The sequence below is a fragment of the Cupriavidus sp. 2TAF22 genome, from assembly GCF_052115045.1.
Lineage (GTDB): Bacteria > Pseudomonadota > Gammaproteobacteria > Burkholderiales > Burkholderiaceae > Cupriavidus.
This window is the reverse complement of record NZ_JBFRFX010000013.1, coordinates 258,842-279,600: the sequence shown is the minus strand read 5'-3', so window position 1 is coordinate 279,600 and position 20,759 is coordinate 258,842. Positions and strand designations below refer to the sequence as shown.

The 20,759-nt window shown below is 65.2% G+C and carries 31 protein-coding genes; 23 read left to right on the top strand and 8 right to left on the bottom strand.

Translation table 11 applies throughout. From position 1 onward, the window contains the following. Position 1: 1 nt before the first annotated feature. The 21 genes from AB4Z48_RS17715 to AB4Z48_RS17615 all read left to right on the top strand — a co-directional run bounded on the left by AB4Z48_RS17715 (position 2) and on the right by AB4Z48_RS17615 (position 13,757). On the top strand, positions 2–550 hold the full coding sequence (locus tag AB4Z48_RS17715; RefSeq protein WP_441616202.1) for a head-tail connector protein: 549 nt from the start codon (positions 2–4) through the stop codon (positions 548–550). A gap of 8 nt (positions 551–558) precedes the next feature. Beyond that, positions 559–912, top strand: a complete 354-nt coding sequence (locus AB4Z48_RS17710; RefSeq protein WP_441616200.1) for a phage head closure protein — start codon at positions 559–561, stop codon at positions 910–912. Further along, positions 905–1,378, top strand: a complete 474-nt coding sequence (locus AB4Z48_RS17705) for an HK97 gp10 family phage protein (RefSeq protein WP_441616198.1) — start codon at positions 905–907, stop codon at positions 1,376–1,378. The genes AB4Z48_RS17710 and AB4Z48_RS17705 overlap by 8 nt, the downstream gene beginning before the upstream one ends. A gap of 51 nt (positions 1,379–1,429) precedes the next feature. After that, a complete protein-coding gene (locus AB4Z48_RS17700; protein ID WP_441616196.1) occupies positions 1,430–2,017 on the top strand; it encodes a phage tail terminator protein in 588 nt (195 codons plus the stop codon). Between the two features lie 2 nt (positions 2,018–2,019). Continuing rightward, positions 2,020–2,277 carry a DUF2635 domain-containing protein gene (locus AB4Z48_RS17695; RefSeq protein ID WP_441616195.1) on the top strand — a complete coding sequence of 86 codons (258 nt, stop codon included), beginning with the start codon at positions 2,020–2,022 and terminating at the stop codon, positions 2,275–2,277. Further along, positions 2,277–3,776: a phage tail sheath subtilisin-like domain-containing protein gene (locus tag AB4Z48_RS17690; protein WP_441616193.1), complete on the top strand. Its 1,500-nt coding sequence runs from the start codon at positions 2,277–2,279 to the stop codon at positions 3,774–3,776. The genes AB4Z48_RS17695 and AB4Z48_RS17690 overlap by 1 nt, the downstream gene beginning before the upstream one ends. Before the next feature lie 64 nt (positions 3,777–3,840). Next, positions 3,841–4,188: a phage tail tube protein gene (locus AB4Z48_RS17685; protein WP_441616191.1), complete on the top strand. Its 348-nt coding sequence runs from the start codon at positions 3,841–3,843 to the stop codon at positions 4,186–4,188. Further along, positions 4,185–4,484, top strand: coding sequence for a phage tail assembly protein (locus AB4Z48_RS17680; RefSeq protein WP_441616189.1), 300 nt, complete (start codon positions 4,185–4,187; stop codon positions 4,482–4,484). Before AB4Z48_RS17685 ends, AB4Z48_RS17680 begins: the two co-directional genes overlap by 4 nt. Next, entirely contained in the window at positions 4,427–4,621 is a 195-nt protein-coding gene (locus AB4Z48_RS17675) for a hypothetical protein (protein WP_441616510.1), read from the top strand. The genes AB4Z48_RS17680 and AB4Z48_RS17675 overlap by 58 nt, the downstream gene beginning before the upstream one ends. A gap of 3 nt (positions 4,622–4,624) precedes the next feature. Next, a complete protein-coding gene (locus AB4Z48_RS17670; RefSeq protein WP_441616187.1) occupies positions 4,625–6,565 on the top strand; it encodes a phage tail tape measure protein in 1,941 nt (646 codons plus the stop codon). 10 nt (positions 6,566–6,575) lie between these two features. Beyond that, positions 6,576–7,817 carry a DNA circularization protein gene (locus AB4Z48_RS17665; protein WP_441616185.1) on the top strand — a complete coding sequence of 414 codons (1,242 nt, stop codon included), beginning with the start codon at positions 6,576–6,578 and terminating at the stop codon, positions 7,815–7,817. Beyond that, positions 7,814–8,935 (top strand): phage baseplate assembly protein, encoded by a 1,122-nt coding sequence (locus AB4Z48_RS17660; RefSeq protein ID WP_441616183.1) that lies wholly within the window; start codon positions 7,814–7,816, stop codon positions 8,933–8,935. The genes AB4Z48_RS17665 and AB4Z48_RS17660 overlap by 4 nt, the downstream gene beginning before the upstream one ends. Then, the gene (locus tag AB4Z48_RS17655; RefSeq protein WP_441616181.1) at positions 8,932–9,447 is read left to right on the top strand and encodes a phage baseplate assembly protein V; all 516 of its coding nucleotides are present in this window, start codon (positions 8,932–8,934) and stop codon (positions 9,445–9,447) included. Before AB4Z48_RS17660 ends, AB4Z48_RS17655 begins: the two co-directional genes overlap by 4 nt. After that, positions 9,444–9,839: a phage GP46 family protein gene (locus tag AB4Z48_RS17650; RefSeq protein ID WP_441616179.1), complete on the top strand. Its 396-nt coding sequence runs from the start codon at positions 9,444–9,446 to the stop codon at positions 9,837–9,839. Before AB4Z48_RS17655 ends, AB4Z48_RS17650 begins: the two co-directional genes overlap by 4 nt. Continuing rightward, a complete protein-coding gene (locus AB4Z48_RS17645; RefSeq protein WP_441616177.1) occupies positions 9,829–10,878 on the top strand; it encodes a baseplate J/gp47 family protein in 1,050 nt (349 codons plus the stop codon). Before AB4Z48_RS17650 ends, AB4Z48_RS17645 begins: the two co-directional genes overlap by 11 nt. Then, positions 10,866–11,468 (top strand): YmfQ family protein, encoded by a 603-nt coding sequence (locus AB4Z48_RS17640; protein WP_441616175.1) that lies wholly within the window; start codon positions 10,866–10,868, stop codon positions 11,466–11,468. The genes AB4Z48_RS17645 and AB4Z48_RS17640 overlap by 13 nt, the downstream gene beginning before the upstream one ends. Position 11,469: 1 nt before the next feature. Then, complete coding sequence (locus AB4Z48_RS17635) at positions 11,470–12,441, top strand: hypothetical protein (protein WP_441616173.1); 972 nt, start codon at positions 11,470–11,472, stop codon at positions 12,439–12,441. Positions 12,442–12,450: 9 nt separating this feature from the next. Then, entirely contained in the window at positions 12,451–12,660 is a 210-nt protein-coding gene (locus AB4Z48_RS17630) for a hypothetical protein (RefSeq protein WP_441616172.1), read from the top strand. Positions 12,661–12,743: 83 nt separating this feature from the next. Beyond that, entirely contained in the window at positions 12,744–12,941 is a 198-nt protein-coding gene (locus AB4Z48_RS17625) for a hypothetical protein (protein ID WP_441616170.1), read from the top strand. Position 12,942: 1 nt separating this feature from the next. Next, positions 12,943–13,404, top strand: a complete 462-nt coding sequence (locus AB4Z48_RS17620; protein ID WP_441616168.1) for a lysozyme — start codon at positions 12,943–12,945, stop codon at positions 13,402–13,404. Between the two features lie 23 nt (positions 13,405–13,427). Next, positions 13,428–13,757, top strand: a complete 330-nt coding sequence (locus tag AB4Z48_RS17615; RefSeq protein WP_441616166.1) for a hypothetical protein — start codon at positions 13,428–13,430, stop codon at positions 13,755–13,757. A 961-nt stretch (positions 13,758–14,718) separates the two neighbouring features. Here AB4Z48_RS17615 and AB4Z48_RS17610 read toward each other — a convergent pair. Then, positions 14,719–15,123, bottom strand: a complete 405-nt coding sequence (locus AB4Z48_RS17610; RefSeq protein WP_441616164.1) for a hypothetical protein — start codon at positions 15,121–15,123, stop codon at positions 14,719–14,721. Positions 15,124–15,412: 289 nt separating this feature from the next. Continuing rightward, on the bottom strand, positions 15,413–15,964 hold the full coding sequence (locus AB4Z48_RS17605) for a hypothetical protein (RefSeq protein WP_441616162.1): 552 nt from the start codon (positions 15,962–15,964) through the stop codon (positions 15,413–15,415). Positions 15,965–16,091: 127 nt separating this feature from the next. Here AB4Z48_RS17605 and AB4Z48_RS17600 point away from each other — a divergent pair, with 127 nt between their 5' ends. After that, positions 16,092–16,262 carry a DUF2514 family protein gene (locus AB4Z48_RS17600; RefSeq protein WP_441616160.1) on the top strand — a complete coding sequence of 57 codons (171 nt, stop codon included), beginning with the start codon at positions 16,092–16,094 and terminating at the stop codon, positions 16,260–16,262. Between the two features lie 115 nt (positions 16,263–16,377). On the opposite strand, the gene AB4Z48_RS17595 is transcribed toward AB4Z48_RS17600, so the two are convergent. From AB4Z48_RS17595 to AB4Z48_RS17580, 4 genes are all read right to left on the bottom strand, one after another. Next, the gene (locus tag AB4Z48_RS17595) at positions 16,378–16,782 is read right to left on the bottom strand and encodes an ATP-dependent DNA ligase (RefSeq protein WP_441616158.1); all 405 of its coding nucleotides are present in this window, start codon (positions 16,780–16,782) and stop codon (positions 16,378–16,380) included. 569 nt (positions 16,783–17,351) lie between these two features. Next, on the bottom strand, positions 17,352–17,558 hold the full coding sequence (locus AB4Z48_RS17590; RefSeq protein ID WP_441616156.1) for a DUF2188 domain-containing protein: 207 nt from the start codon (positions 17,556–17,558) through the stop codon (positions 17,352–17,354). 26 nt (positions 17,559–17,584) lie between these two features. After that, a complete protein-coding gene (locus tag AB4Z48_RS17585) occupies positions 17,585–17,773 on the bottom strand; it encodes a DUF2188 domain-containing protein (protein ID WP_441616154.1) in 189 nt (62 codons plus the stop codon). Positions 17,774–18,849: 1,076 nt separating this feature from the next. Continuing rightward, positions 18,850–19,101, bottom strand: a complete 252-nt coding sequence (locus tag AB4Z48_RS17580; protein WP_441616152.1) for a hypothetical protein — start codon at positions 19,099–19,101, stop codon at positions 18,850–18,852. A gap of 348 nt (positions 19,102–19,449) precedes the next feature. Between AB4Z48_RS17580 and AB4Z48_RS17575 the strand changes: the two genes are divergently transcribed. Then, positions 19,450–19,644 carry a hypothetical protein gene (locus AB4Z48_RS17575; protein WP_441616150.1) on the top strand — a complete coding sequence of 65 codons (195 nt, stop codon included), beginning with the start codon at positions 19,450–19,452 and terminating at the stop codon, positions 19,642–19,644. A 45-nt stretch (positions 19,645–19,689) separates the two neighbouring features. Here the strand turns inward: AB4Z48_RS17575 and AB4Z48_RS17570 are convergent, their stop codons facing one another. After that, positions 19,690–19,884, bottom strand: coding sequence for a DUF2188 domain-containing protein (locus AB4Z48_RS17570; RefSeq protein ID WP_441616148.1), 195 nt, complete (start codon positions 19,882–19,884; stop codon positions 19,690–19,692). A 212-nt stretch (positions 19,885–20,096) separates the two neighbouring features. Further along, positions 20,097–20,756 carry an SOS response-associated peptidase gene (locus AB4Z48_RS17565; RefSeq protein WP_441616146.1) on the bottom strand — a complete coding sequence of 220 codons (660 nt, stop codon included), beginning with the start codon at positions 20,754–20,756 and terminating at the stop codon, positions 20,097–20,099. Positions 20,757–20,759: the final 3 nt, after the last annotated feature.

Here is a 20,759-nt window from a genome sequence, read left to right as displayed (position 1 = left end):
CATGCGTTACGAGACCGTGACGGAGCCTGCCGACGAGCCGGTCTCGCTGGCGCAGGCCATGGAGCAGGCGAGGATCGACGGCATCGACGCTGATCCCAACCTGCAGGCTCGGCTCGCGGGTGTTCGGCGGGCGACCGAAACCTACCTGCGTCGGCCGCTGCGTGCACAGCAATATCGGGCGCTGCTCGACGATGACGAGCAGCTCGGCGAGATCCTGGTGCGCGGCTACGGGCCCGCGACGGTCACGTCGGTCTCGTATCTCGACGCCAGCGGCGCGCGGCAGACCGTGCCGCTGCTGGCGTACCGCACCGAGGAGGTCGCGCGCGGGCTGCTGGTGCGGCCCGTCAAGGCGTGGCCGGCGGGATCCGGCTTCCAGATCGAGTTCGATGTGGGCTTCGCGACCGTGCCCGAGGACATCTGCCTGGCGATCCTCATGCTGTTCGCCGAGCTGTATGCCAAGCGCGAGGTGTCGGCCACCACCTTGTCCGAGTCCGATTTCAACATGTACGACTGGCTGCTGGCGGATTACCGCTGCGGCATTGGGCTCTAGGAGGGGCGATGCTCAGTGAAGTCACCATTTTGCGGGAGCCCGGCGCAGGGGAGCTGGATCGGCGGGTGCAGATCCGCCGGCGGCTGGATCTGCCGGTCGGCGTCGTCGACGTGGAGCAGACCTTTCCGGCCACGATGCCGCGCTGGGCCAAGGTCGTGCCCGTCAGCGCGGCGACGTACATGGAAAGCGCCGCCACCGACTCGGCCGTCACGCATCGCGTGATCGTCCGCTACCTCGATGGGCTCACCGACGCGCACGAAGTCGTACACGGTGACGCGGTCTACCGGGTCAAGCGCGCGGCCCATATGAACGGCGCCAAGCGCTTCACCATGATCGAGGTGGAGGAGCTGCGCCATGGCTAAGTCCGGCTTTTATGTGCACGTCGAAGGCTTCGAGGGATTTGATCGCTCGATCGACTTCGACAAGAAGCAGATTCGGCGCGCCATGCGCCAAGCGGGCGCCCTGGTCGTGAAAGATGCCCGTGGCCGCGTGACGAAGCAGGGCGCATCCAAAGGGGGCGGCTACCCGTCCAGGCGGACGGGGCGCCTGGCCAAGTCCATCCGGGCCAAGGTCAGCCGATCCGGCTTTCTGGTGCGCATCGAGCCAAAGACCGGCAAGGACGTGCCGGCGAGCGATCCCTACTTCGCCTATCTGTATTACGGCGTCCGCAGGGGTGCGACCAGGCGAAAGGACCACAAGGCCCAGTCCAGCGGCCCGTACCGCGTCCAGCCCCGTGCCAACTACATGGCGGATGCCTTGGAAGCCCAGGCGGGGCCGGTGCGGAATCTCTTGAGTGCTGCGCTCGCGGCTGGTCTGCGGGTGAAGTGACAACGCCACAACCTCTCACCAGCCCCGCCGCGCGCGGGGCTTTTTCTTGCCATGAAACTCTCCCCGGTAATCGACCAGCTACGCCGTTACGCGCCGACGTTTGGCGGCCGCGTGGCCGGTGGCTTGGAGTTCGAAGTGGTGCGCGACAGCGCGCTGCTGTCGATGCCGGCCGCCTATGTCGTGATGACGGCCGACGATCCCGGTGACAACGCCGAGCAGACCGGCATCCGCCAGGCCATCGTCGACGAGTTCGACGTGGTGGTGGCGCTCAAGACGGGCGACGAGCGTGGTCAGTCCGTCGCCGATCCACTGCATGACATCCGCGCCGAGCTGCTGCGCGCGCTGGCCGGCTGGAAGCCGTCCGACGACTACGAACGCGTCATGTACGACGGCGGCCAGCTGCTGCTGATCGACCGTGGCCGGGTGTTGTACCGCTTCACGTTTCGGTGCGAGTGGACCCTGGGCCATGGGAGTGCGCCGGAAACCTTCGAGGAGCTGGAGTTGGCGGGCCTGCCTCCTATTGAGGGCATCACGATCAATCTCGACGCCATCGACCCGATGGCGGATCCCAACCTGAACAAGCCCGGCCCCGATGGCCGGATCGAAACCGTGCTCCGCGTGGAGCTAGACGAAGGATGACCATGAACGCTGACCGCAAGACGGTCCACGTGACCCCGGCTGAGGGGCGCGTGGTGCCGGATCCGCAATACCGCGACAACCTGCCGCCCGAGGGGCGCGCCGTGGTCCGCACTCCTTACTGGGTGCGTCGCATCAACGATGGCGACGTGACGATCGAGGGCGAGCCGGGGGCCGCCGTCGAAAGCGTGGCCGAAGTCCAGGGCCAAGCCAGTGAGGCCGAAGTGGCCCCGGCCGGCAAGACGGGTAAGGGGGGCAAGTAATGTCCGTGCCATTCAGCAACATTCCGAACGACCTCCGCGTCCCGCTGTTCTTCGCCGAGGTCGACAACTCGCAGGCCGGCGGCGGCTCCGCCACAATGAAGCGCCTGCTGATCGGGCAGGCCAGCGACGACGCGACGGGGGTGGCCGGCAAGCTGTATCTGGCGACGCGCCAGGCGGACGTCGATGCGATCACGGGCGAGGGCTCCATGCTCTCCGCCATGTACCGCAAATTCCGCCTCGGCGATCCGATGGGGCAGATCTGGATGCTCCCGGTCAAGCTGGCGTCCGGCGTGGCCGCGACGGGCAAGTTCGCGATCGCCGGCACTGCCACCGAGGCGGGCATCCTGTCGGTGTATGTCGCGGGCCGCCGGCTGCAGGTGACGGTGGCCAGTGGCATGGCAGCAGCGGCCGTCGCCACTGCGCTGGCCAACGCCATCAACGCGGCGCTCAACATGCCCGCCAAGGCAGTGGCGGCGACCGCCGACGTGACAGTCACCTGTAAGTGGAAGGGTGCCACCGGCAACGACATCCGTCTGGAGATGAACCGCGCCGGCCTGACCAATGGCGAGCGCACGCCGGCGGGCCTGACCGTCACGGTGACGGCGATGGCGTCAGGTGCCGGCAATCCGGACATGGACGCGGTGCTGGCGGGGGCGGGTGACGAAGAGTTCGAGTTCGTCTGCCAACCGTGGACCGACTCCACCACACTGAATGCCTGCGCGGACTGGATGAGCGACATCTCCGGGCGCTGGGCATGGATGGCGCAACTCTACGGCCACGTCTACACGGCGATTCGTGGCGCGGTCGGCGCGCTGGTTGCGGCCGGTTCGGTGCGCAATGATCAGCACATGACCATGGGCGGCATCGAGGCCAATGTGGCCTCGCCCGTATGGGAAGTGGCGGCGGCGTTCGTCGCGCGCCAGGCGGTGTTTATCTCGGCGGACGTGGCTCGCCCCACGCAAACCGGCCAGCTGCTTGGCATCGACGCGGCGCCGGCCGGCGAGCGGTTCCTGTTGCAGGAGCGTCAGGCGCTGCTCAACAATGGCATCGCCACCTTTGCCTCGGGCGATGGCACCCTGCGCATCGAGCGCGCCATCACGACGTACCAGAAGAACGCCTACGGGCAGGCCGACGACTCGTATCTCGACAGCGAGACGATGCACACCACGGCCTACGTGGTGCGCTACCTGCGCTCAATCGTCACCAGCAAGTTCGGGCGTCACAAGCTGGCCAACGATGGCACGCGGTTCGGGGAAGGGCAGGCCATCGTCACCCCGTCCATCATCCGCAACGAGCTGATCGCCGCGTACATGCGGCTGGAGCGTGACGGCATCGTGGAGAACGCCGATCTCTTCGCGCAGTACCTGGTGGTGGAACGTGACGCGAACAATTCGAACCGGGTCAACGTGCTGTTCCCGCCGGACTATGTGAACCAGCTGCGTGTCTTCGCGCTGCTCAACCAGTTCCGCCTGCAGTACCCCGACCAGGCCGCCGCGTAAGCACCGGCTGTCTCAACCTCGCGGCCCGCCATCGTGCGGGCCGTTTGCATTTTAGGAGACCGATATGGGTCAAAAAATTGCCGGTACCGTCTACGTCAAGGCGGACGGTACGCAGTTCGATTGCCAGGGCGCGGGCGAGGCGCCCATCACGAAGTACAAGCGCGAAAGCATCCGCCCCGGGATGATCAAAGAGGAGGATCTGGTCCCCTACATCAAGGCGGACATGTCGTTCACCAAGGACTTCCCGCTCACCAAGCTGCAGGACGCGATCGACATGGTGGTCACGATCGAGTTCAAGAACGGAAAGACTTACGTGCTCACCGGCGCTTACGTGGTCGGCGAGCCGTCCGCTGCTGGCGATGACGGCAAGGTGTCGCTCGAGTTCAATGGCGTGGAGGGCAAGTGGCAATGACGACAACCACCATCAAGCTCACCAAGCCCGTCAACGCGCACGGTGAGGCGATCGACGAGATCGTGCTGCGCGAGCCCAAGCCGGCCGACGCCCGGGTCATCAAGGCCATGCCGTACTGGATCGACAAAGACGAGAACGTGCAGCTCAACCCGACCGCCGCGGCGCAGTACCTGGTCAAGTGCGGCGGCATTCCGATGTCGGCTGTCGACGAACTCGATCTGTCCGATTTCAATGCGCTGTGCTGGGCGGTCGCCGGTTTTTTCTTCAAGGGCAAGTCACCGACGCCGACGACCTGATCCGCGTCGCGTACGACCTTGCCAGCTTCTGGAAGGTGGATCCCGAGGTGGTGCTCGACCGGCCGGTCAGCATCATCGCGGAGCAGTACGACCACGCCATGCGCATCAACCGGCAAAGCGTGCCGGACACGGAGTAGGGGATGGCCGATAAGTTTCAACTCAAGGCGCTGATCACCGGCGTCGACAAGCTGTCGCCCACGCTGGCAGGCATCCGCAAGAACCTCGCTGGTTTCCGGAAGGGGCTCAAGGCCGATGGCATGGGCAGCCTTTCGTTCGGCGACGTGCTGGCGGGTGGCGCCCTGGCGGCGCCGGTGATCGCCGCGACCAGGGCGGCGATCGACTTCGAATCGGCGATGGCCGACGTGCGCAAGGTGGTCAACTTCGAGACGCCGGGCGAATTCAAGGAAATGGGGCAGGACATCGTCAACATGTCCAAGCGCCTGCCGATGGCCGCCAAGGACATCGCGGCCATCACCGCCGCCGGCGGCCAGGCCGGATTCGCCAAGTCTCACGAGGAGCTGCTGCAGTTCTCCGAGGACGCCGTCAAGATGGGCGTGGCGTTCGACCAGAGCGCTGCGACGGCCGGCGAGATGATGGCCACCTGGCGCACGTCGTTCAAGCTGGGGCAGACCGAGGTGGTCACGCTGGCCGACCAGATCAACTACCTCGGCAACACGGGGCCGGCCAAGGCGAACAAGATCTCCGAGATCGTGACGCGGATCGGCCCCCTGGGCGAGGTGGCCGGCTTCGCGGCCAGCCAGATCGCCGCCATGGGTGCAACGCTGGCGGGCATGGGGGTGCAGGAGGAGATCGCCGCGACTGGCATCAAGAACATGATGCTCACGCTCACCTCGGGCACCAGTGCGACGAAAGAGCAGCAGCAGACGTTCAAGGCGCTGCGACTCGATGCCAAGCGGCTCGCCGTAGATATGCAGAAGGACGCGCAGGGCACGATGCTGCGCGTGCTGACGGCCATCGGCAAGGTGGACAAGTCGAAGCAGGCATCGGTGCTCGACGGGCTGTTCGGCAAGGAATCCATCGGGGCGATCGCGCCGCTGCTCACCAACATGGATCTGCTCAAGGCCAACTTCGAGAAGGTGGGTGACGCCTCGAAGTACGCCGGCTCGATGCAGGCCGAATACGCGGCCCGCGCGGACACCACGGCGAACAACATGCAGTTGATGCAGAACCGGGTCGCCGGTGTCGGCATCGCGGTCGGCAACATCCTGCTGCCGCCACTCAATAACTTCCTCGCGGTGGCTGGCCCGCTGGTCGATGGCGTGGCTGCATTCGCCAATGCCAGCCCGGGCGTGATTCAGGGCGTCCTGGGCGCTGCTGCGGGCCTCTTGGTGCTCAAGCTGGCGGTGGTGGGGGTGTCGGGCGCCATGGCGCTGCTTAACGGCATCCTGAGTCTGTCTCCGGTCGGCCTGGTGGTGCGCGGCATCGCGCTGGCGGCTGGCCTGTTGATCGCCAACTGGTCGACGGTGGCGCCGTTCTTCGCGGGCATCTGGTCGGCGATCAAGGGTTACGCCGAGGTCGCATGGGGCTGGATCAAGGTCGCGCTGGACTGGACCGTGCTGGCGCCGATCATCCGCAACTGGGAGCCGATCAAGGAGTTCTTCGGCGCGCTTTGGGGCGCGGTGGTAGCGGTCACTGGCGTCGCGTGGCAGGGCATCAAAGCCCTGTTCTACAACTTCACGCCCCTCGGTCTGATCATTTCCAACTGGGAGCCCATCGTCGCGTGGTTCCGCGGCCTGTGGGACCGGGTCCGGCCGTACATCGAGCCGCTGATGAGCGGCGCGCAGTGGGTCGGTCAGAAGGTCGGCGCGCTGTTCCAGGACTCGCGCCCGGCCGCCACCGAGGCACTCGGCAACGGGGTGCGCTCCGGCACGCAGGGCTTGCGGGACTGGACGGCATCCCTGTCTGGGCAGACGGCCCAGGCGCAGCAGCTGCGCGGCGACATGGTGGTGCGGTTCGAGAACGCGCCGCCGGGCACCCGTGTCGATCCAGGCAATACCAATCAGCCGGGGCTCACCATGACCCCGCGCGTCGGCTTCCGGTCGCTGTCCGGGGCATCCTAAAGGAGAAAGCATGGCCAGCTGGCGCGACAAGTTGCGCCCGGCGTCATTCCGCGGCGTCCCGTTCCAGGTGGATGGGGACAAGGTGCCCGTGGGGCGACGCACGGTCACGCACGAATACCCGGGCAAGAACGTGCCCTATGTCGAGGACATGGGGCGGGCAACGCGGGCGTACAAGGTCACCGCCTTCGTCATCGGCGCGGACTATATGGACAAGCGCGATGCCCTGCTCAAGGCGCTTGAGCAGGAGGGGCCTGGCGAGCTGGTGCATCCGTGGCTGGGCACGATGCAGGTCGCGGCGGGTGAGGGCGAAATGTCCCACGCTTACGCCGAGGGCGGCATGGCCCGCTTCGATCTGACCTTCACCGAGTCGAGCGAGCTGCTCAACCCGACCGCCAAGGTCAACACCGGCAAGGCGGCCTCCGCTGCCGGCGCGGCGCTGGCCGAGGGCGGGCTGACACGCTTCGAGCAGGCCATGGCCGCGGTCAACACGGCGCAGGTCAATGTCGCGCAACTGTCCAAGGCCGCCGCCGGCACGTTCGGCGCGCTGCAGCAGTACGCCGCGCCGCTGGCCGCGGCGATCGGGACCGCGCAGAACCTCGCCAGCCTGGTGCTCAACGCGCCGGGCGAGCTGACCGGCACGATTCGCGGCGTGATGGCCAACCTGCCGGGCGCCTTCCATGCGTTCGATGGCTTCGGCAGTGGGCTGGGTAGCCTGTTCGGCAAGGCCTCGGCGGTATCGTCGCTCGCGGCAATCGTGCCGCCGCAGGGTGAGGCAGCGGCGGCGGTCCACGATGCCACGGTGAAGCTCACGCAGGATCTGCTGATCGCCGACACCGTCAAGGAGGTGGGCGAGATGCCGGTGGCCACCGCGCCGGCGCCATTGCCGACAGCCCCGTCTGTGGACGTGCAGGTGCAGCAGCCGATCGAGCGGCCGGAGATCCCGGTGGCTGACGACGTGCTCGACGTGCGCGAAGAGGTCACAGAGGCGATTTGGGGGCAGGCGCAGGCCGCACCGCAGTGGCACTACCAGCTGCTGACCGATGCGCGGATTCAGGTGTCGCGGCACCTGGCGGCCGTGGCGCGGCCGGCGGTGAGGCTGACGACCGTCACGCCTGGCCAGCCGGTGCCGGCGCTGGTTCTCGCGTATGCGCGCTTTGGCGACGCCACGCGGGCCGACGAGATCGTGGTGCGTAACCGTGCGTCGCATCCCGGCTTTCTGCCGCCGGCGCCTCTGCAGGTGGCCATGAAATGAGCGATGCGAGCGAGGTAACGCTGACCGTCAACGGCATGGACTACGGCGGCTGGAAAGACGTGCGGATCGGGGCGGGCATCGAGCGCCAGGCGCGGGACTTCTCGGTCGGCATTACGTGGAAGTGGCCGGGCGGCGGTGACCGGCCGCGCATGATCCGGCAGGGCGATCGCTGCGAGGTCCGCATCGGTGGCGAGCTGATGCTGACCGGCTGGGTCGATGCGACGCCCGTGCGGTGGGATAGCCGGGAGATCTCCACCTCGGTGACTGGCCGGTCGCTGACGGGCGATCTGGTGGACTGTGGCGCTGACAACGCGCCCGGCCAGTGGCGCAATCAGGGCGTGCTGCGCATCGTGCAGGCGCTCGCGCAACCGTTTGGCATCACGGTGCGCAGTGAGCTGCAGGACAACGCGGCGCTCGCCGACCACACGATCCAGCCTGGCGAGACGGCGTTCGAGTCCATTGATCGGCTGCTGCGCCTGTCTCGGCTGTTGTCCACCGATGACGCGCAGGGGCGGCTTGTGATCGCCCGGCCGGGTAGTGCTGGCCGGGCGGTCGATCGCCTTGAGCGCGGCGTCAATCTGCTCAGTGGTGACGCGCCGCTGGACTTCGCGAATGTGTTTTCCGAGTACGTCAGCAAGGGGCAGCGGGCCGGGACGGATGAGGTCTATGGCCTGGCGGCCAGCGAGGTCGAGGCGCGAGCGACAGACGCGCGAATCCCGCGCAAGCGCGTGCTGGTGCTCCACGAGCGTGGGCAGATGACGCCCGAGCTGGCACGCCAGCGCGTGGCGTGGGAGCGCGAGAACCGGATCAGCAAGGCGCTGCAGGCCACTTATGAGGTGCGAGGCTGGCGGCAGTCCAACGGGGCGCTATGGCGGCACAACCAGATCGTGCGCGTCGTCGATCCGCTGGTGGGCTTCGACCGGGATCTCCTGATCACCGAGATCGAGTACAGCCTGAGCAACCAGGGCGGCACTAAGGCAAAGCTCACGGTGGCGCCGCCGGATGGTTTCGAGGCTGAGCCGCCGGATCCAAGCAAGCGCCGAAAACGGGACAAGACCGGCAAGGGGAAGGATGACTTCGAGTACCTGCTGCCGGCCGATTGGGAAAAAAGGAAATGAACCAGTTTGTGACAGGCATGCTCGCGCGTGGCGGGGTGGTGCTGGCCAACGCCGGCCGCAAGCTGCAGACGCTGCAGCTGCGCCTCACCGCGCGCGAGGTGAAGGACAACGTGGAGCACTTTGAGCCGTATGGGTTCACCAGTTGCCCGACAGAGGGTGCCGAGGCGCTGGTGGCGTTCCTGGGCGGCGATCGCTCGCACGGTGTCGCCCTCATGGTCACCGATCGCCGGGCGCGCTTGCAGGGCCTGCAGCCCGGTGAGGTGGCGATCTTCACCGGCGAGGGGCAGGCGCTGGTGCTCAAGAACGGCAAGATCGCCGAGCTGACCACGGGCACCTTTCGCGTCAACGCCGAGGTGGCCATCGAGCTGAATGCGCCCAAGGTGACAACGCAAAAGGACTTCGAGGCCGGCGGAAAGGTCAAGGCGGCGGTTGACGTGGAAATCGCGGGCAAGCCGGTGCTGCACCACAAGCATCCCGAAACCGGCGCGATCACCGGGGAGATGCAGCTATGACGACGACCGCGCAGCAGGCGCTGCTCTATCGCGCGGCCGAGATCAGCCTGTTCACCTGGCGGCGCGCAGGGGCCGACGACCAGCTCGACGACGACCAGCGTATGGGCTGGTGGGGCGACACCTTCCCGGCCGTGGCCGGCGACCGGATCGGCTCGCGCCTCTGGCTTCTGCGCCGCAAGACGGTTGTGCCCGAGGTGCTGCGCGCGGCCGAGGCGTACGCGCGCGAAGCGCTGCAGTGGATGATCGACGACGAGCTGGTGCGCACGGTGGACGTGCAGGTGACCACGCCCGACCGCACGCGCGTCAACCTGGTGGTGACGCTATCCGACGACGGCGGTCCGCTGCCGCCGTTCAACTTCGATGACATTTGGCAGGTACAGCATGGCGTTTAGCACTCCGACACTCCCGCAACTCGTGCAGCGCGCCGATGCGGATCTGACCGCCAAGGCGGTCGATGCGCTGCGCCGCTCCGACCAGGTCGTGATCAGCCGCGTGCATGCCGGCGCCACGTCCGGCCTGCATGGTCATATCAAGTGGGCGGCCGACCAGATCCTGCCGGATACCTGTGACGAGGAGATGCTGCTGCGCATCGCCAGGCTGCGCCTCAAAACGCCGCGCGGCGAGGCGATCGCCTCCACCGGCCCGGTCGCCATGAATGGGCAGGCGCCGGCCGTCATCGATGCGGGAACGATCCTGCAGACGCCGGACGGCCGGCGCTACGCGGTGGTCACGCCCGTCGAATTTGCCGGCGCGCAGGCCACGGTCACGGTGACGGCGGTGGATCCCGGCCGCGGCGGGGACGTGGCCGAGGGGGCGGCGATGGAGCTGGTGTCGCCCGTGCTTGGCGTCGCGGCTGCTGGTGTGGTGGGGGTGGGCGGGATCGTGGGCGGCACCGATCAGGAAACGATCGAATCGCTGCGCTCGCGCGTGATCCGCTCCTACCAGATCGTGCCGCAAGGCGGCGCAGCGGACGACTACGTGACATGGGCGCTGGAGGTCACCGGCATCACGCGCGCCTGGTGCATTCGCAACTACATGGGGCCGGGCACCGTGGGGCTGTTCGTGGTGCGCGACAACGATGCGAGCCCGATCCCGGTGCAGGCCGTGCTCGACCAGGTCAAGGCGCACATCGAGGCGACGCGCCCGGTCACGGCCGAGCTGTATGTGCTCGCGCCGGCGGCCAAGGTGATCGCCTTCCAGATCAAGGCGATTCCCGACACCACGCAGACTCGTGCGGCCATCGAGCAGTCGCTGCGCGATCTGCTCAAGCGCGAGGGCGATCTCGGGGTCACGGTGATCCGCACGCACCTGGGTGAGGCGATCAGTCAGTCGCCCGGCGAGAACGATCACCAACTGGTCGCGCCGGCGGCCAGCGTGGTGCTGGCGGTCAATGAGATCCCGACCTTCGGAGGCATTGCATGGCTGCCGTAAGGACCGACGCGGAATACGCGCAGCAGTTGAGCGCGCTGCTGCCACCGGGGCCGGCATGGGAAGTCGAGCAGGCGGCGGCGATTCACGCGCTGCTCGCCGGCCTCGCGCCCGAGTTTGCGCGCGTCGATGCGCGGGCCGGCGACATGATCGAGGAGGCGGATCCGCTCACCGTGCGCGAGCTGGTGCCGGATTGGGAGCGCGTCATGGCGCTGCCGGATCCGTGCATGGGGGCGACGCCCTCATTCGAGGATCGGCGCAAGGCGGTTCGGGCCCGGCATGTCGCGGTGGGTGGCCAAAGCATTCCCTATTTCCTGTCGATCGCGTGGGGGCAGGGCTATCTCGACGCCACGATCACCGAGCATCGCGCGCCCCGCTTCGGGCGGTCGCGCTTCGGGCGGGACCGCTTTGGCACCTGGGGAAAGCAGTTTTTCTGGACAGTGAATCTCGGGCGCCGCATTGAGGGCGGGCGGCGCTGGGGTGTCACGCAATGGGGTGAGCGGTTCGGTATGAACCAAAACGAGGGCATTGAGTGTCTGCTGAAGCGCTACGCGCCGGCCCACACGATCGTCCTGTTCAACTACGAGGAGTGATATGGATTACCCGAAAAGTGTCCCGGGCGTCGGGTTGGTCGACGGCAAGTTTGTCGACGAGGACGCCACGATTGGCCGGATCGGCTCGCTGATCCCGGCGAGCTGGGGCAACGCGATCACCGACGAGGTGTTGGCAGTCTGTGCGCAGGCCGGGATCGCGCCGGATGAAACGAAGCGCAACCAGCTGGTGCAGGCGATCATGGCGCTGCTGCCGCGTGGTGGGCATGGTCAGTGTCGCCTATCGGTGGTGAGTGGCACGCAGCTCAAGCTGTCGGCGTTCGATGGCAATGGCCTGATCATTGCCGGGGCGCCGCAACAGATCCCGGCGGCCGGGGTATCGATTGACAACACCGGGCTGGCGGCAAGCACCAACTACTACGTGTATGCGTACATGACGGCGGGTGGTGTGATGGCGCTGGAACCGTCGACGACGGTGCGCGCCACGGATACGAATGGTGTGCAGATCAAGAATGGGGATCCCTCGCGGACGCTCGTCGGCCTGATCCGCACCACGGCGGCCAAGAACTTTGTTGACTCGGCGCTGCAGATGTTTTGCCTGAATTGGTTCAACCGGCGGCTTAAGCGAGGCATTGCGACGCTGCTGACCGATGTCGCTTTCACGAACACCGCGCTGGCCGAGGTGACGAGCGCGCTGCGCGTCGAGTTCCTGGTCTGGAATGAGCTGCTCAGTGGCAGCGATGGCGGGACGTTTCAGGCGATGGGGCGCCTGTCAAATAACACGTCGGGCGGGCTCACCACGGCGGCCACGTATATCGATGGTGCGCTGGCCGGGGCGGCCTCCGAGATCAGCATTTCGGGGACCACATTCCTGCGTCAGCAGTTCATCAGCGGCTCTCTGGTGAACGGGATGGCGGAGGGGAATCACACTTCGACGCTGTACGGCTCCACCTCGTCGACATCGCAAGCCACCCTGCTCGGTGGTGCCAACAACACCGTGATGATTCACGGCTAAGGAGGGGTCATGCCTGAAAACCAAAGCAACGAAAAGAAGCCGATCGGCCCGACCTTTTTTGATGAGCTGAAAGCCTATGGCGGGCTGATTGGCGAGCATTTTTCGTGGACGCCGCTCGGCAACATCGAGTTCTTCGACGACACGCCCGAGGCGGTAAAGGTGGGGGTGCAGGCCGTGTACGCGGCGCATGACCCAACCGCGCTGCTGCCTGAGGTGTAAGCCTCGGCGGTTCGCTCCACCTTCACAAAAAAAGCATTGTTCAGCCCGCCGCGTGCGGGCTTTTTCTTTTCCGGGGAACAGAAGTGATTCAAGCCGAAATGGCATCAGAGGTGGTGAAGGTCGCTCCGGCGGCGCCGGTGACGGTGATGTCGTTCATGGGGTATGGGGTGGCCGATTGGGCGAGCGCGGCCACGCTGCTTTACGTACTGGGGTTGATCGCGCATTCGCTGTGGGCCAGGGCCATTCGGCCGTGGTGGCGCGCACGCACGCGGAGGGGCTGAGATGGGCATCCAGCAGAGGATTGCGGCGGCGCTCGCCGGCGGCGCGGTGGCCATCGCGACGGTGGTGGTGGGCTTCTATGAGGGCCGCAGCAACGTGGCTTATCTGGATCCCGTCGGGATCCCGACCATCTGCAGCGGCATCACGGCCGGCGTGAAGCTCGGCCAGCGCAAGAGCGACGCCGAGTGTGAGGCGCTAATGCGCGGCGAGCTGGGCAAGGCGCTGGCCGTGGTCGACGGGGCGGTGACAGTGCCCCTGCCGCCCACACGGCGCGCGGCGCTGGCCTCGTTCGTCTACAACGTCGGGCCGGCCGCGTTTCGTAGCAGCACGCTGCTGCGCAAGCTCAATGCCGGCGACGTGGCCGGGGCCTGCGCTGAGCTGTCGCGCTGGGTCATGGCCAAGGGGCGCGTGCTGCCGGGGCTGGTGACCCGGCGTCAAACGGAGAAAGAGCTATGCCTGATGTGAGACGGGCCATTGCTGCCGGCGTCGTGCTGGTGGCGGTCTTCGGCGCCGGCTGGGTTGTCAACGGCTGGCGCAAGGATGCGCAGCTCGCCGAGCTGACAGCCGCCCGCGCGCAGGCCGACCTGGGCAGCGCCAACCTGGCGCTGCAGGACCTGCGCGAGGCCGGCGCACTCATCCATCAAAAGGCCGGCGAGTTTGCCGGCATCCAATCCATCCTGGGCGCCAAGCTGGACGCCATCCGCAAGGACTTCAAGAATGCATCGCCTTTGCCTGCTGGCTGTCGCCCTGATGATTTCCGCGTGCGCAAGCTCGCCGAAGCCGTTGCCGCGACCCAACAAGCCGCCGCCGCTCGATAGTGCGCTCGCTGCACCCTGCGTCGTACCGGACGCGCCGGCGGCGGCCGCCTATGACGCTTGGCAGGAATGGGTTATGGGGGACTTGCTGGGGGCGTTGGGGGAATGTGCGGTGCGGCACCGGAAAACGGTGGAAGCGTGGCCTGACTAATGCACTGAACGAAACGACCAGCCGAAAAGGCGGGGCGAGTCGATGTTGGTGGCGATTGCCTAGTCATTGAGAAGTCCTATCAGACGCTCCATTCTGGCTTCCGCTTGTGCAAACGCCTCAGCTTCCTCCGTGGTCGATCTTCCCGCTCGAAAGACCGTCTGAACAATGCCAGCGAGTGTGTGGTGCTTCACCAGGACGAACCTCTGATGCTTCCCGGAGGACAGGAGCTGCGTATAGGCTGTCAGATCGTGATACCCCACGCGTTTCTGGCTCTCCATTGCGCCCCCGTTTCAACGAGGAAAAATCGTAGCATGGGGCCAGTGTTCAGTGCGGCCTTGGACTGCCGCCAATGCGAGCGGAAAGGTATTGCCTATAGGCGTATTCAACGTCAGCATCCGCATCGTTACGGGCATCAAGCGGGTTGTCTCGGCACTTTGCGCAGGTGTGCCGTGTATCGGCTTCATCACCTCCGGATAGGGTCAAGAATCCCCGGTATCGCCCCGAAGGCAACTCCTCTACGGACGTGACTATAAATAGGTTGCCGCGCTGGAACGTTGTCATGATTTGCCTTCTAGCCCGGGCGAAAATAAGTCTAGCAGTGGCGTACTGAATCACAAGCGAAGGCCGGCGCCGGGGAGGGGCACGATGCAGGACGACCGTTCCGCTGGCCTTGCCGTGCAAAGTGAAGGCGCTAGCAGGTCCCCGGCTGCGTACCTCCACGAAGGGGCGGACGGCGCTGGTGGCGAGGCAGCAGCGCTCGGCGTACGAGATCAGGCTGGAGGCGGCGGTGGCGGCCTGCCGGTAGTCTCGATGCTATGGCTGTCGATACTCTCCTGTTTCAGCAACGCCGGACGTCGTTCGCGCTCGGCGATCCACGTTCCACGGTGCTCGAAGCCCGGGCTTGACGAGTTCACCGACCTTTGAGAGCACGCGGGCCAGGGATTCCCGGAGCGCCGCCAACGTGGCGTGTTCGCTGGAGATTTCTGATACCCGACCACCATTGGCAAGGATCATTATGGCGTTGTCATCGGCTGAGGTCAGTGGATCCAGCAATGCCAACACCGGAGCTTCGGGGAAAAGAACCGGCACGAGGTCTTCGACAATCTTGCGTGACTCGAAGGGGCCGAAGCGATAGACGGCTATCCCGTCAATCTCTGCGAAGTACCAACCATCCGCCGCGTCGGAATAGAGGACCACACTCTGATTCTGGGCTTGCATACGCCCTCCAAACAGGCTGTTTGCGACGGGTCCCTCAGCAGTTCGGTAGTGGATGCGGTGCGGCCGGCCTTCGCTTGGAAGGCACATCCTTCGAACTGGGGGACCACGTCTGCCGCAACTATAAGGCGGCGCCTACAGTCTGTCGGTACGGTACCGTGCCGGTCCGACCGCTTTACATTGGATCCGGTCCGGGTTCCGCTTGCCGCAGGCGTAGCCGCTGCCCGCGCGCTTCCCTACGATGCCCTCCAGCTTGAGCGCGAGGGCGTTGTCATAGAGCCACTTCCAATCCTCACCGCTGAATAGGTACAGCAGGCTTTCCGGCGGATCGGTCAACAGCTTTTTGAGCGCTGCCCTGCACTCCTCTTGTCCGCTCAATGGTCCTGCGTTCCTTCACCACACCCTCGGCAATCGTGAGCAATTCGTAGCGCTCAAGCAGGAACCCTTCTTCCAGATGCCAATTCCTGCGCCTCGTGGTCATGGGAATCGTGAGGTCGCCAGAGAACCAGGTAGCCTTCAAAGGTGCCGCTGCATCAGGAATGACGGTGCCGATCGGCACCTCCCTGGGGTCGTGACAGGGCGAAGTGTTGAGCTTAACCAGATACAAGGCATCGTCCCGGATCTCCCAGGTTCCCTGATAGCCGCGCCAGCTAGCGGTGCATAGGCTGGTACCCACCTGACTGCGTAGGCCGCTCGCGACCTCCGGTCGATCGAGCAGTGGAGCGAGTGGCTCGGCGAGCAGCGCGGTCGGCTCGCCGTCGATAATCACGACCTCCGCCATCTGCAGGGTGGCCCAGGCCATACCGGACATGGCCATCAGCGCTACAGCGAGGATTCGCTTCATCCGCATTCCGTTGTTGGTCATTGTGATGGCGCAACCATAGCACGGTGCTAGGCGGCCATCGGGTTCCGTGCGGGACCTCTACTCGGCAGCCTTCGCCCGTAGCTCGCGTGGCGCCGGATCGGCATCCATGAGCTCGGGCGGGTCGCATGAAGCTGCGCTAGGTGGCCCTATCGGAACGCTTGCCGACGTGCTCAGCCGGGCTGACCAGCGCGCGGGAATCCTGGCTGGGTACGCTGACGTCGCCGGCATTGCCGGCCAAGCCTGCGAGCGGGCCTACGACTCGCTGACGACGCATTAATCCCTGCCTATGAGGGAAGGCGCGCTGAGGCGCCCTTGATACACTGTAAGCGCGCGCTGGAGGTGGCTGGGGTGAAGGCCCGGACGGAACAGTCATTGACCGCCGCCGGGGGCGCCTAAGGGCGCCCTTTGTCGCCGAGAAGTCGGTGCAGCGCGATCTTACGCTTCTCGATCGGCTGCGCGCGGAAGTCCCGGTCGCCGGCCACGAGCAGATCGAAGACGCAGTAGGCCACCAGGTCGGCGCCCACGTGCCAGCGGCGGCGTGCCGCGCGCCGGTGCAGGCGGTCGAAGTCGCTGATGCCAAGGTCGTTCAGGACGCACACCTCACCGTCCACGACGTTGCCGGGTGGCAACTTGCACAGCGCCTCGGCGATCTCCGGAAACCAGCGTGTCGCGTCCGAGCCACCGCGCGTCTGCAGCGTCGGCGTGCCGGTGGTGGCCAGAAGACGGTAGCCTTCGTACTTGATCTCCCAGTGCCATTCGCCAGTGCTCGGTACCGCCTGCCGGTCGGTGAGCAGCATCGGTGATAGGTCTGCTAGGGTAGGGGCAGGCTGGCGCGACTGCATGGTGGTCTCCCGGTGGGCGCATGCCTTCGTTGTAGGCCTGCGGCGCGGCGGGCGCCATACGACGACGGCCCACAGGCTACGGCCAAGGTGACAGGCCCATTGTCGTGATAGAGCCTCCCCCGGTCACCAGTTTCTGCAGTGCCACCTTGCGTTTCGCGATAAATAGAAAGTGCCGCGACCGAGGGGAGGAAAGTCGCGGCACTGCGTGTGATCGGGGGATGATGCCCCCTCGCCACACGCGTGCCTCAAGCATAGGAGAGGTCCCGTAGGGTTGGTAGTAGCCTTTGAGTTGAAGGGACTCTATACCCGCATTGAAGGGACTTTCAACCCCGGCGGCAGGGTCGGGAAATCGGCGCAGGCTCCTGATCAGCTTTGAAAAGAAAAGCGCCCTGTCGATGCCGGTGGATCGACGGGGATGGGCGGGTTAAAGGAACTGGCCCTTGGGGATTTCAGCATACGAGCGGTACCAGCACTGCGGATGTCTGTCTCCGCACTTAATCCTGGTGGCCTAGCGACGGGGGTGATCAGTTGCCAAGATCACTACGAGAGCGAATTTGGCCTTCACTGTCGTGCACCAGCAACTCGACCTTTTCGCGCTCGGCAAGTGCGCTCCCAGCCTTGATCGCATCTTCCAGGGTCTCATAGTGGAATCGTGCCCGCACGGCACCCTCCTGCCTAACGTCCCAACCTTTGCCATGAGGGATGACGTGGAAATTTCCCCTATGTGTCACGACGACCTCCCAGGATGGGACTCCGGCTATGCCGCCAACGGCAGTGACGAACTCTGTTCCTCGAGCACTAAGTCGACCCCCTTCCTGACTGCTATGGCGTTTCCGAAGCTCATCGCTTCGTCTCGACTTTCAAATTCGAGGATGGCGGTGACTGCGCCACATACCTTTAGCACCCAACCGGCACGGTTGGCACAGACTACAAAGTCCTTATGCATCTCAGTTTCTCCTGAAGAGACTTCTTAATCCTAGGCCAGGGCGGCCGAACGCGCCGTCGGGAATCGTCCTACCGCGCAGGCGCGTCCCCGGCATAGTCCGGCCAGGTCTCCGCGGGATAGTGGAGCGCAGGCGGCCCGACGCCATCCAGAAGGTACTGAAGAATGCGAAGCCTTTGCCTGAGGATTGCCGCCCTGATGATTCCGGGTGCGAAAGCTCGCCGACACCTTCGACGCAGCCAAGCAAGCTGCCTGCGCTTGATAGTGCGCTGGCTGCGTTTTGTGTGGTGCCTCACGCGCCGGCCACGGCCGATTATGACGCGTGGCAGGACGGGGTTATGCGGGACTTGGTGGGCGCCGGGAGCATGGGCTGCCAGGCATCGTAAGTCCACGGACGCGGCTGACAGACCTGGGGGAACGAGGTGAGGGCTCAGCGTCGATGAAGTGGTTGGTGATTCACTCGAACAAAAAAACCGCCGCTGCTTGAATCGGGAAGAGCGGGAATGGCAGCGGCGGGGCCGTCCATCAAAGTAATGCAGATAGGAGGGTAGTGGAGCGTACGAAGCGTTGCTATTGGCCGTTTGGTTGAATGCCTCCGCTCCGTGTCTGCGCGCGCCTTAAGGCCGGGGCATCATGCCGTCGGCTGATCTTCGCATTGTCGGAGATGGGTGCGAGTGAGTCCGTCGGCGGGGGTGAGGGTCAGGATCAATTGTGTCAACAGGCCGGCCCCTCCGGGCCTGTCCATAGGGTGGAGCTGGAGACGAACACGGTTGCCGTCTGCATCGGTGTACGCGTACTGCTCCGCCCCTGCATCGGGCAGCCGACCACCGCTCAATCCCTGCGCCTGCGCGGCGAGGACGGCAGATCGGGCGCAGTGCTGCTGACAGGCTTGGTCTACCACCCCGCATAGCCGCTGGAAGACGGCCTTGGCAGGCGGTTGGGGGGCTGCAAGAACTTCGATCATAGTGATTCCGGGCGCCAGCGGCGCGCTGGGGGAAATAAGCCTGTAGCGTAAATGGCCCTGAAGACGCGTACTTTCAACTCTCGCAAGCATATTCCTGCTGGATGGAGATCGCCTCCTAGGCGCTCCCACTCATCCGCCCTTGACATTGCTCGCGCGCCCAAATCGCGCGGGCGACCCGCTCAAGGCGATCGGCTTCCCGCTTGGCCGCCATTACCTGGTGTTCTAGCTCACGTTCTGCGAGGCTGCCCGCCTTCGCGTCGAGCAGCCGGTAAAACAGCTCTGTCCAATGGCTCTCGGCCACCTCCCAGGCGGAAAATTCGTCCGGCACGACGCGAGGCGCGTCAATCAGGAACCAGTCAACGGTCATGGATGGTGCCCTCAAGGGAGTCGGGAAAGCACTGTGGCAGAAGTATTGGATTGCGTCCATCAGGCAAATGGGTTAGTCGGCACACCGCTGCCCGTCATGACGAGGAGCTGCGTAGTCCCACTACATGACAATACGAAAAAATGCCCGCGCCCACCGGTCAAGCCGAGGGGTTTCCCTTAATAAGCAGGAAAGAGCTTGAAGATCCGGAATGGAGTGTGTTGAATGCATTGGCGCCTGGCGGTCAACGATCTCATAAGTTGCAACCTAGGCGGCAGAGCGGGAGACCGGTCTCGATCAATGGTTGCAATCTACGTTCCCCGCTGCCGTTCAAAAATATAAGAGGCAAGCATGCTGAGCCCCCATGAAGTAGCGACACTCATGCTAGTCCAAGGCGCCCTGGATCACACTGGACTGGATCGCGCGGATTTGGAAGCGCTCCGCGAGCACCAGCTTATCTACCTGGGGGAAATCGCTTCAGGGCGCCGACCCTGCATCACGCCCAAGGGCGGCGCTGTCCTTGAAGCCATCACACGGACACGCTGACCACTGCCCGCGCGCTTGCCCCCCAGCTTGAGCGCGAGGGCTTTGTCATAGAGCCGATTCAGGACTAATCCTCCTCGCGTGGATCTTCAGGACGGCCCGCTTGTCTATTGCCATCTGCAAGCCGGCGGAGATCGCCTCTCCGCGAGAGGCGTATTTGATGCGGACCCCATCGTTATCACTGGACTCTACCGCCCAATGTGACTCTTCGGTTAGCACTACGCTGACAGTCGCGATTGACATTTGGTCACCTCATGCCCTTGGTCATGCGTTCGTTCTAGTTGTGCTATGCGGACTCCGATGTCGGGCACCGGCCTACCTTCGCGGATTGCGTTAGCAAATGGATGCTCGGGGGCGCTTTCGCGAAAGGGGGAGGATGCTGAGAGCCGCCTGGATACGGGGAGGTGACGAAAACGCGCGCTGCACATGCGCGCCGTGGTGACACTTGGGGCGCTCTACGCGATGGTTTTCGCCCGCGGTTCGCGCGGCGCCGGCTCGGCTGCCATCAACTCCGGCGGGTAGGGGCGCATGAATCTGCGCGCGCGTTCGGGATCCCGACAGGTCAGCCAGTCATCCCACTCCGCCCGCGGCACGATCACGATCATTCGTTTTTCCTTGCCCGGGGCGTGGAAGCGGTTCATCAGTGGGTGCTTTTCCGAATTGATGGTCAGCATGGTGAAGCTGAACAGCTGGCTGCCGCCTTCTTCGACCCAGTCGCGCCACAGGCCGGCGATCGCAAACTCGGGCTCGCCTTTCAGCCAGATGCGCCAGCGCACGGACTTGGGCCCTGACTCGTAGTTCGGCTCGAAGAAGCTGGTGGCCGGCACCAGGCAGACCTGTCCTTTCTTCCACGGCCCCGAGAACGAGCGCTTCTCGCCGACCGTCTCCGATCGCGCATTGGTTGTGTCGAACTTGGCCACGCCCGATGGTATCCGCGACTTTGGCACCATGCCGAACGTGCCCATCAGCGCCTGGCGCGCGCCGTCGCTGTTGCCCACGATGATCGGCGCGGCATAGTCCGGCCAGGTCTCCGCGGGATAGTCGAGCGCAAGCGGCTCGACGCCATACACGTCACGCAGCAGCTGGCGCTGCACCGGGGCGTAGTTGTTGCACATGGG

Coding starts and splice junctions, on each gene's coding strand:
- AB4Z48_RS17715 (WP_441616202.1), top strand. CDS start 2: ATGCGTTACGAGACCGTGACGGAGCCTGCCGACGAGCCGGTCTCGCTG.
- AB4Z48_RS17710 (WP_441616200.1), top strand. CDS start 559: ATGCTCAGTGAAGTCACCATTTTGCGGGAGCCCGGCGCAGGGGAGCTG.
- AB4Z48_RS17705 (WP_441616198.1), top strand. CDS start 905: ATGGCTAAGTCCGGCTTTTATGTGCACGTCGAAGGCTTCGAGGGATTT.
- AB4Z48_RS17700 (WP_441616196.1), top strand. CDS start 1,430: ATGAAACTCTCCCCGGTAATCGACCAGCTACGCCGTTACGCGCCGACG.
- AB4Z48_RS17695 (WP_441616195.1), top strand. CDS start 2,020: ATGAACGCTGACCGCAAGACGGTCCACGTGACCCCGGCTGAGGGGCGC.
- AB4Z48_RS17690 (WP_441616193.1), top strand. CDS start 2,277: ATGTCCGTGCCATTCAGCAACATTCCGAACGACCTCCGCGTCCCGCTG.
- AB4Z48_RS17685 (WP_441616191.1), top strand. CDS start 3,841: ATGGGTCAAAAAATTGCCGGTACCGTCTACGTCAAGGCGGACGGTACG.
- AB4Z48_RS17680 (WP_441616189.1), top strand. CDS start 4,185: ATGACGACAACCACCATCAAGCTCACCAAGCCCGTCAACGCGCACGGT.
- AB4Z48_RS17670 (WP_441616187.1), top strand. CDS start 4,625: ATGGCCGATAAGTTTCAACTCAAGGCGCTGATCACCGGCGTCGACAAG.
- AB4Z48_RS17665 (WP_441616185.1), top strand. CDS start 6,576: ATGGCCAGCTGGCGCGACAAGTTGCGCCCGGCGTCATTCCGCGGCGTC.
- AB4Z48_RS17660 (WP_441616183.1), top strand. CDS start 7,814: ATGAGCGATGCGAGCGAGGTAACGCTGACCGTCAACGGCATGGACTAC.
- AB4Z48_RS17655 (WP_441616181.1), top strand. CDS start 8,932: ATGAACCAGTTTGTGACAGGCATGCTCGCGCGTGGCGGGGTGGTGCTG.
- AB4Z48_RS17650 (WP_441616179.1), top strand. CDS start 9,444: ATGACGACGACCGCGCAGCAGGCGCTGCTCTATCGCGCGGCCGAGATC.
- AB4Z48_RS17645 (WP_441616177.1), top strand. CDS start 9,829: ATGGCGTTTAGCACTCCGACACTCCCGCAACTCGTGCAGCGCGCCGAT.
- AB4Z48_RS17640 (WP_441616175.1), top strand. CDS start 10,866: ATGGCTGCCGTAAGGACCGACGCGGAATACGCGCAGCAGTTGAGCGCG.
- AB4Z48_RS17635 (WP_441616173.1), top strand. CDS start 11,470: ATGGATTACCCGAAAAGTGTCCCGGGCGTCGGGTTGGTCGACGGCAAG.
- AB4Z48_RS17630 (WP_441616172.1), top strand. CDS start 12,451: ATGCCTGAAAACCAAAGCAACGAAAAGAAGCCGATCGGCCCGACCTTT.
- AB4Z48_RS17620 (WP_441616168.1), top strand. CDS start 12,943: ATGGGCATCCAGCAGAGGATTGCGGCGGCGCTCGCCGGCGGCGCGGTG.
- AB4Z48_RS17610 (WP_441616164.1), bottom strand. CDS start 15,123: ATGCAAGCCCAGAATCAGAGTGTGGTCCTCTATTCCGACGCGGCGGAT.
- AB4Z48_RS17605 (WP_441616162.1), bottom strand. CDS start 15,964: ATGAAGCGAATCCTCGCTGTAGCGCTGATGGCCATGTCCGGTATGGCC.
- AB4Z48_RS17600 (WP_441616160.1), top strand. CDS start 16,092: ATGAGCTCGGGCGGGTCGCATGAAGCTGCGCTAGGTGGCCCTATCGGA.
- AB4Z48_RS17595 (WP_441616158.1), bottom strand. CDS start 16,782: ATGCTGCTCACCGACCGGCAGGCGGTACCGAGCACTGGCGAATGGCAC.
- AB4Z48_RS17585 (WP_441616154.1), bottom strand. CDS start 17,773: ATGCATAAGGACTTTGTAGTCTGTGCCAACCGTGCCGGTTGGGTGCTA.
- AB4Z48_RS17580 (WP_441616152.1), bottom strand. CDS start 19,101: ATGACCGTTGACTGGTTCCTGATTGACGCGCCTCGCGTCGTGCCGGAC.
- AB4Z48_RS17575 (WP_441616150.1), top strand. CDS start 19,450: ATGCTGAGCCCCCATGAAGTAGCGACACTCATGCTAGTCCAAGGCGCC.
- AB4Z48_RS17570 (WP_441616148.1), bottom strand. CDS start 19,884: ATGTCAATCGCGACTGTCAGCGTAGTGCTAACCGAAGAGTCACATTGG.
- AB4Z48_RS17565 (WP_441616146.1), bottom strand. CDS start 20,756: ATGTGCAACAACTACGCCCCGGTGCAGCGCCAGCTGCTGCGTGACGTG.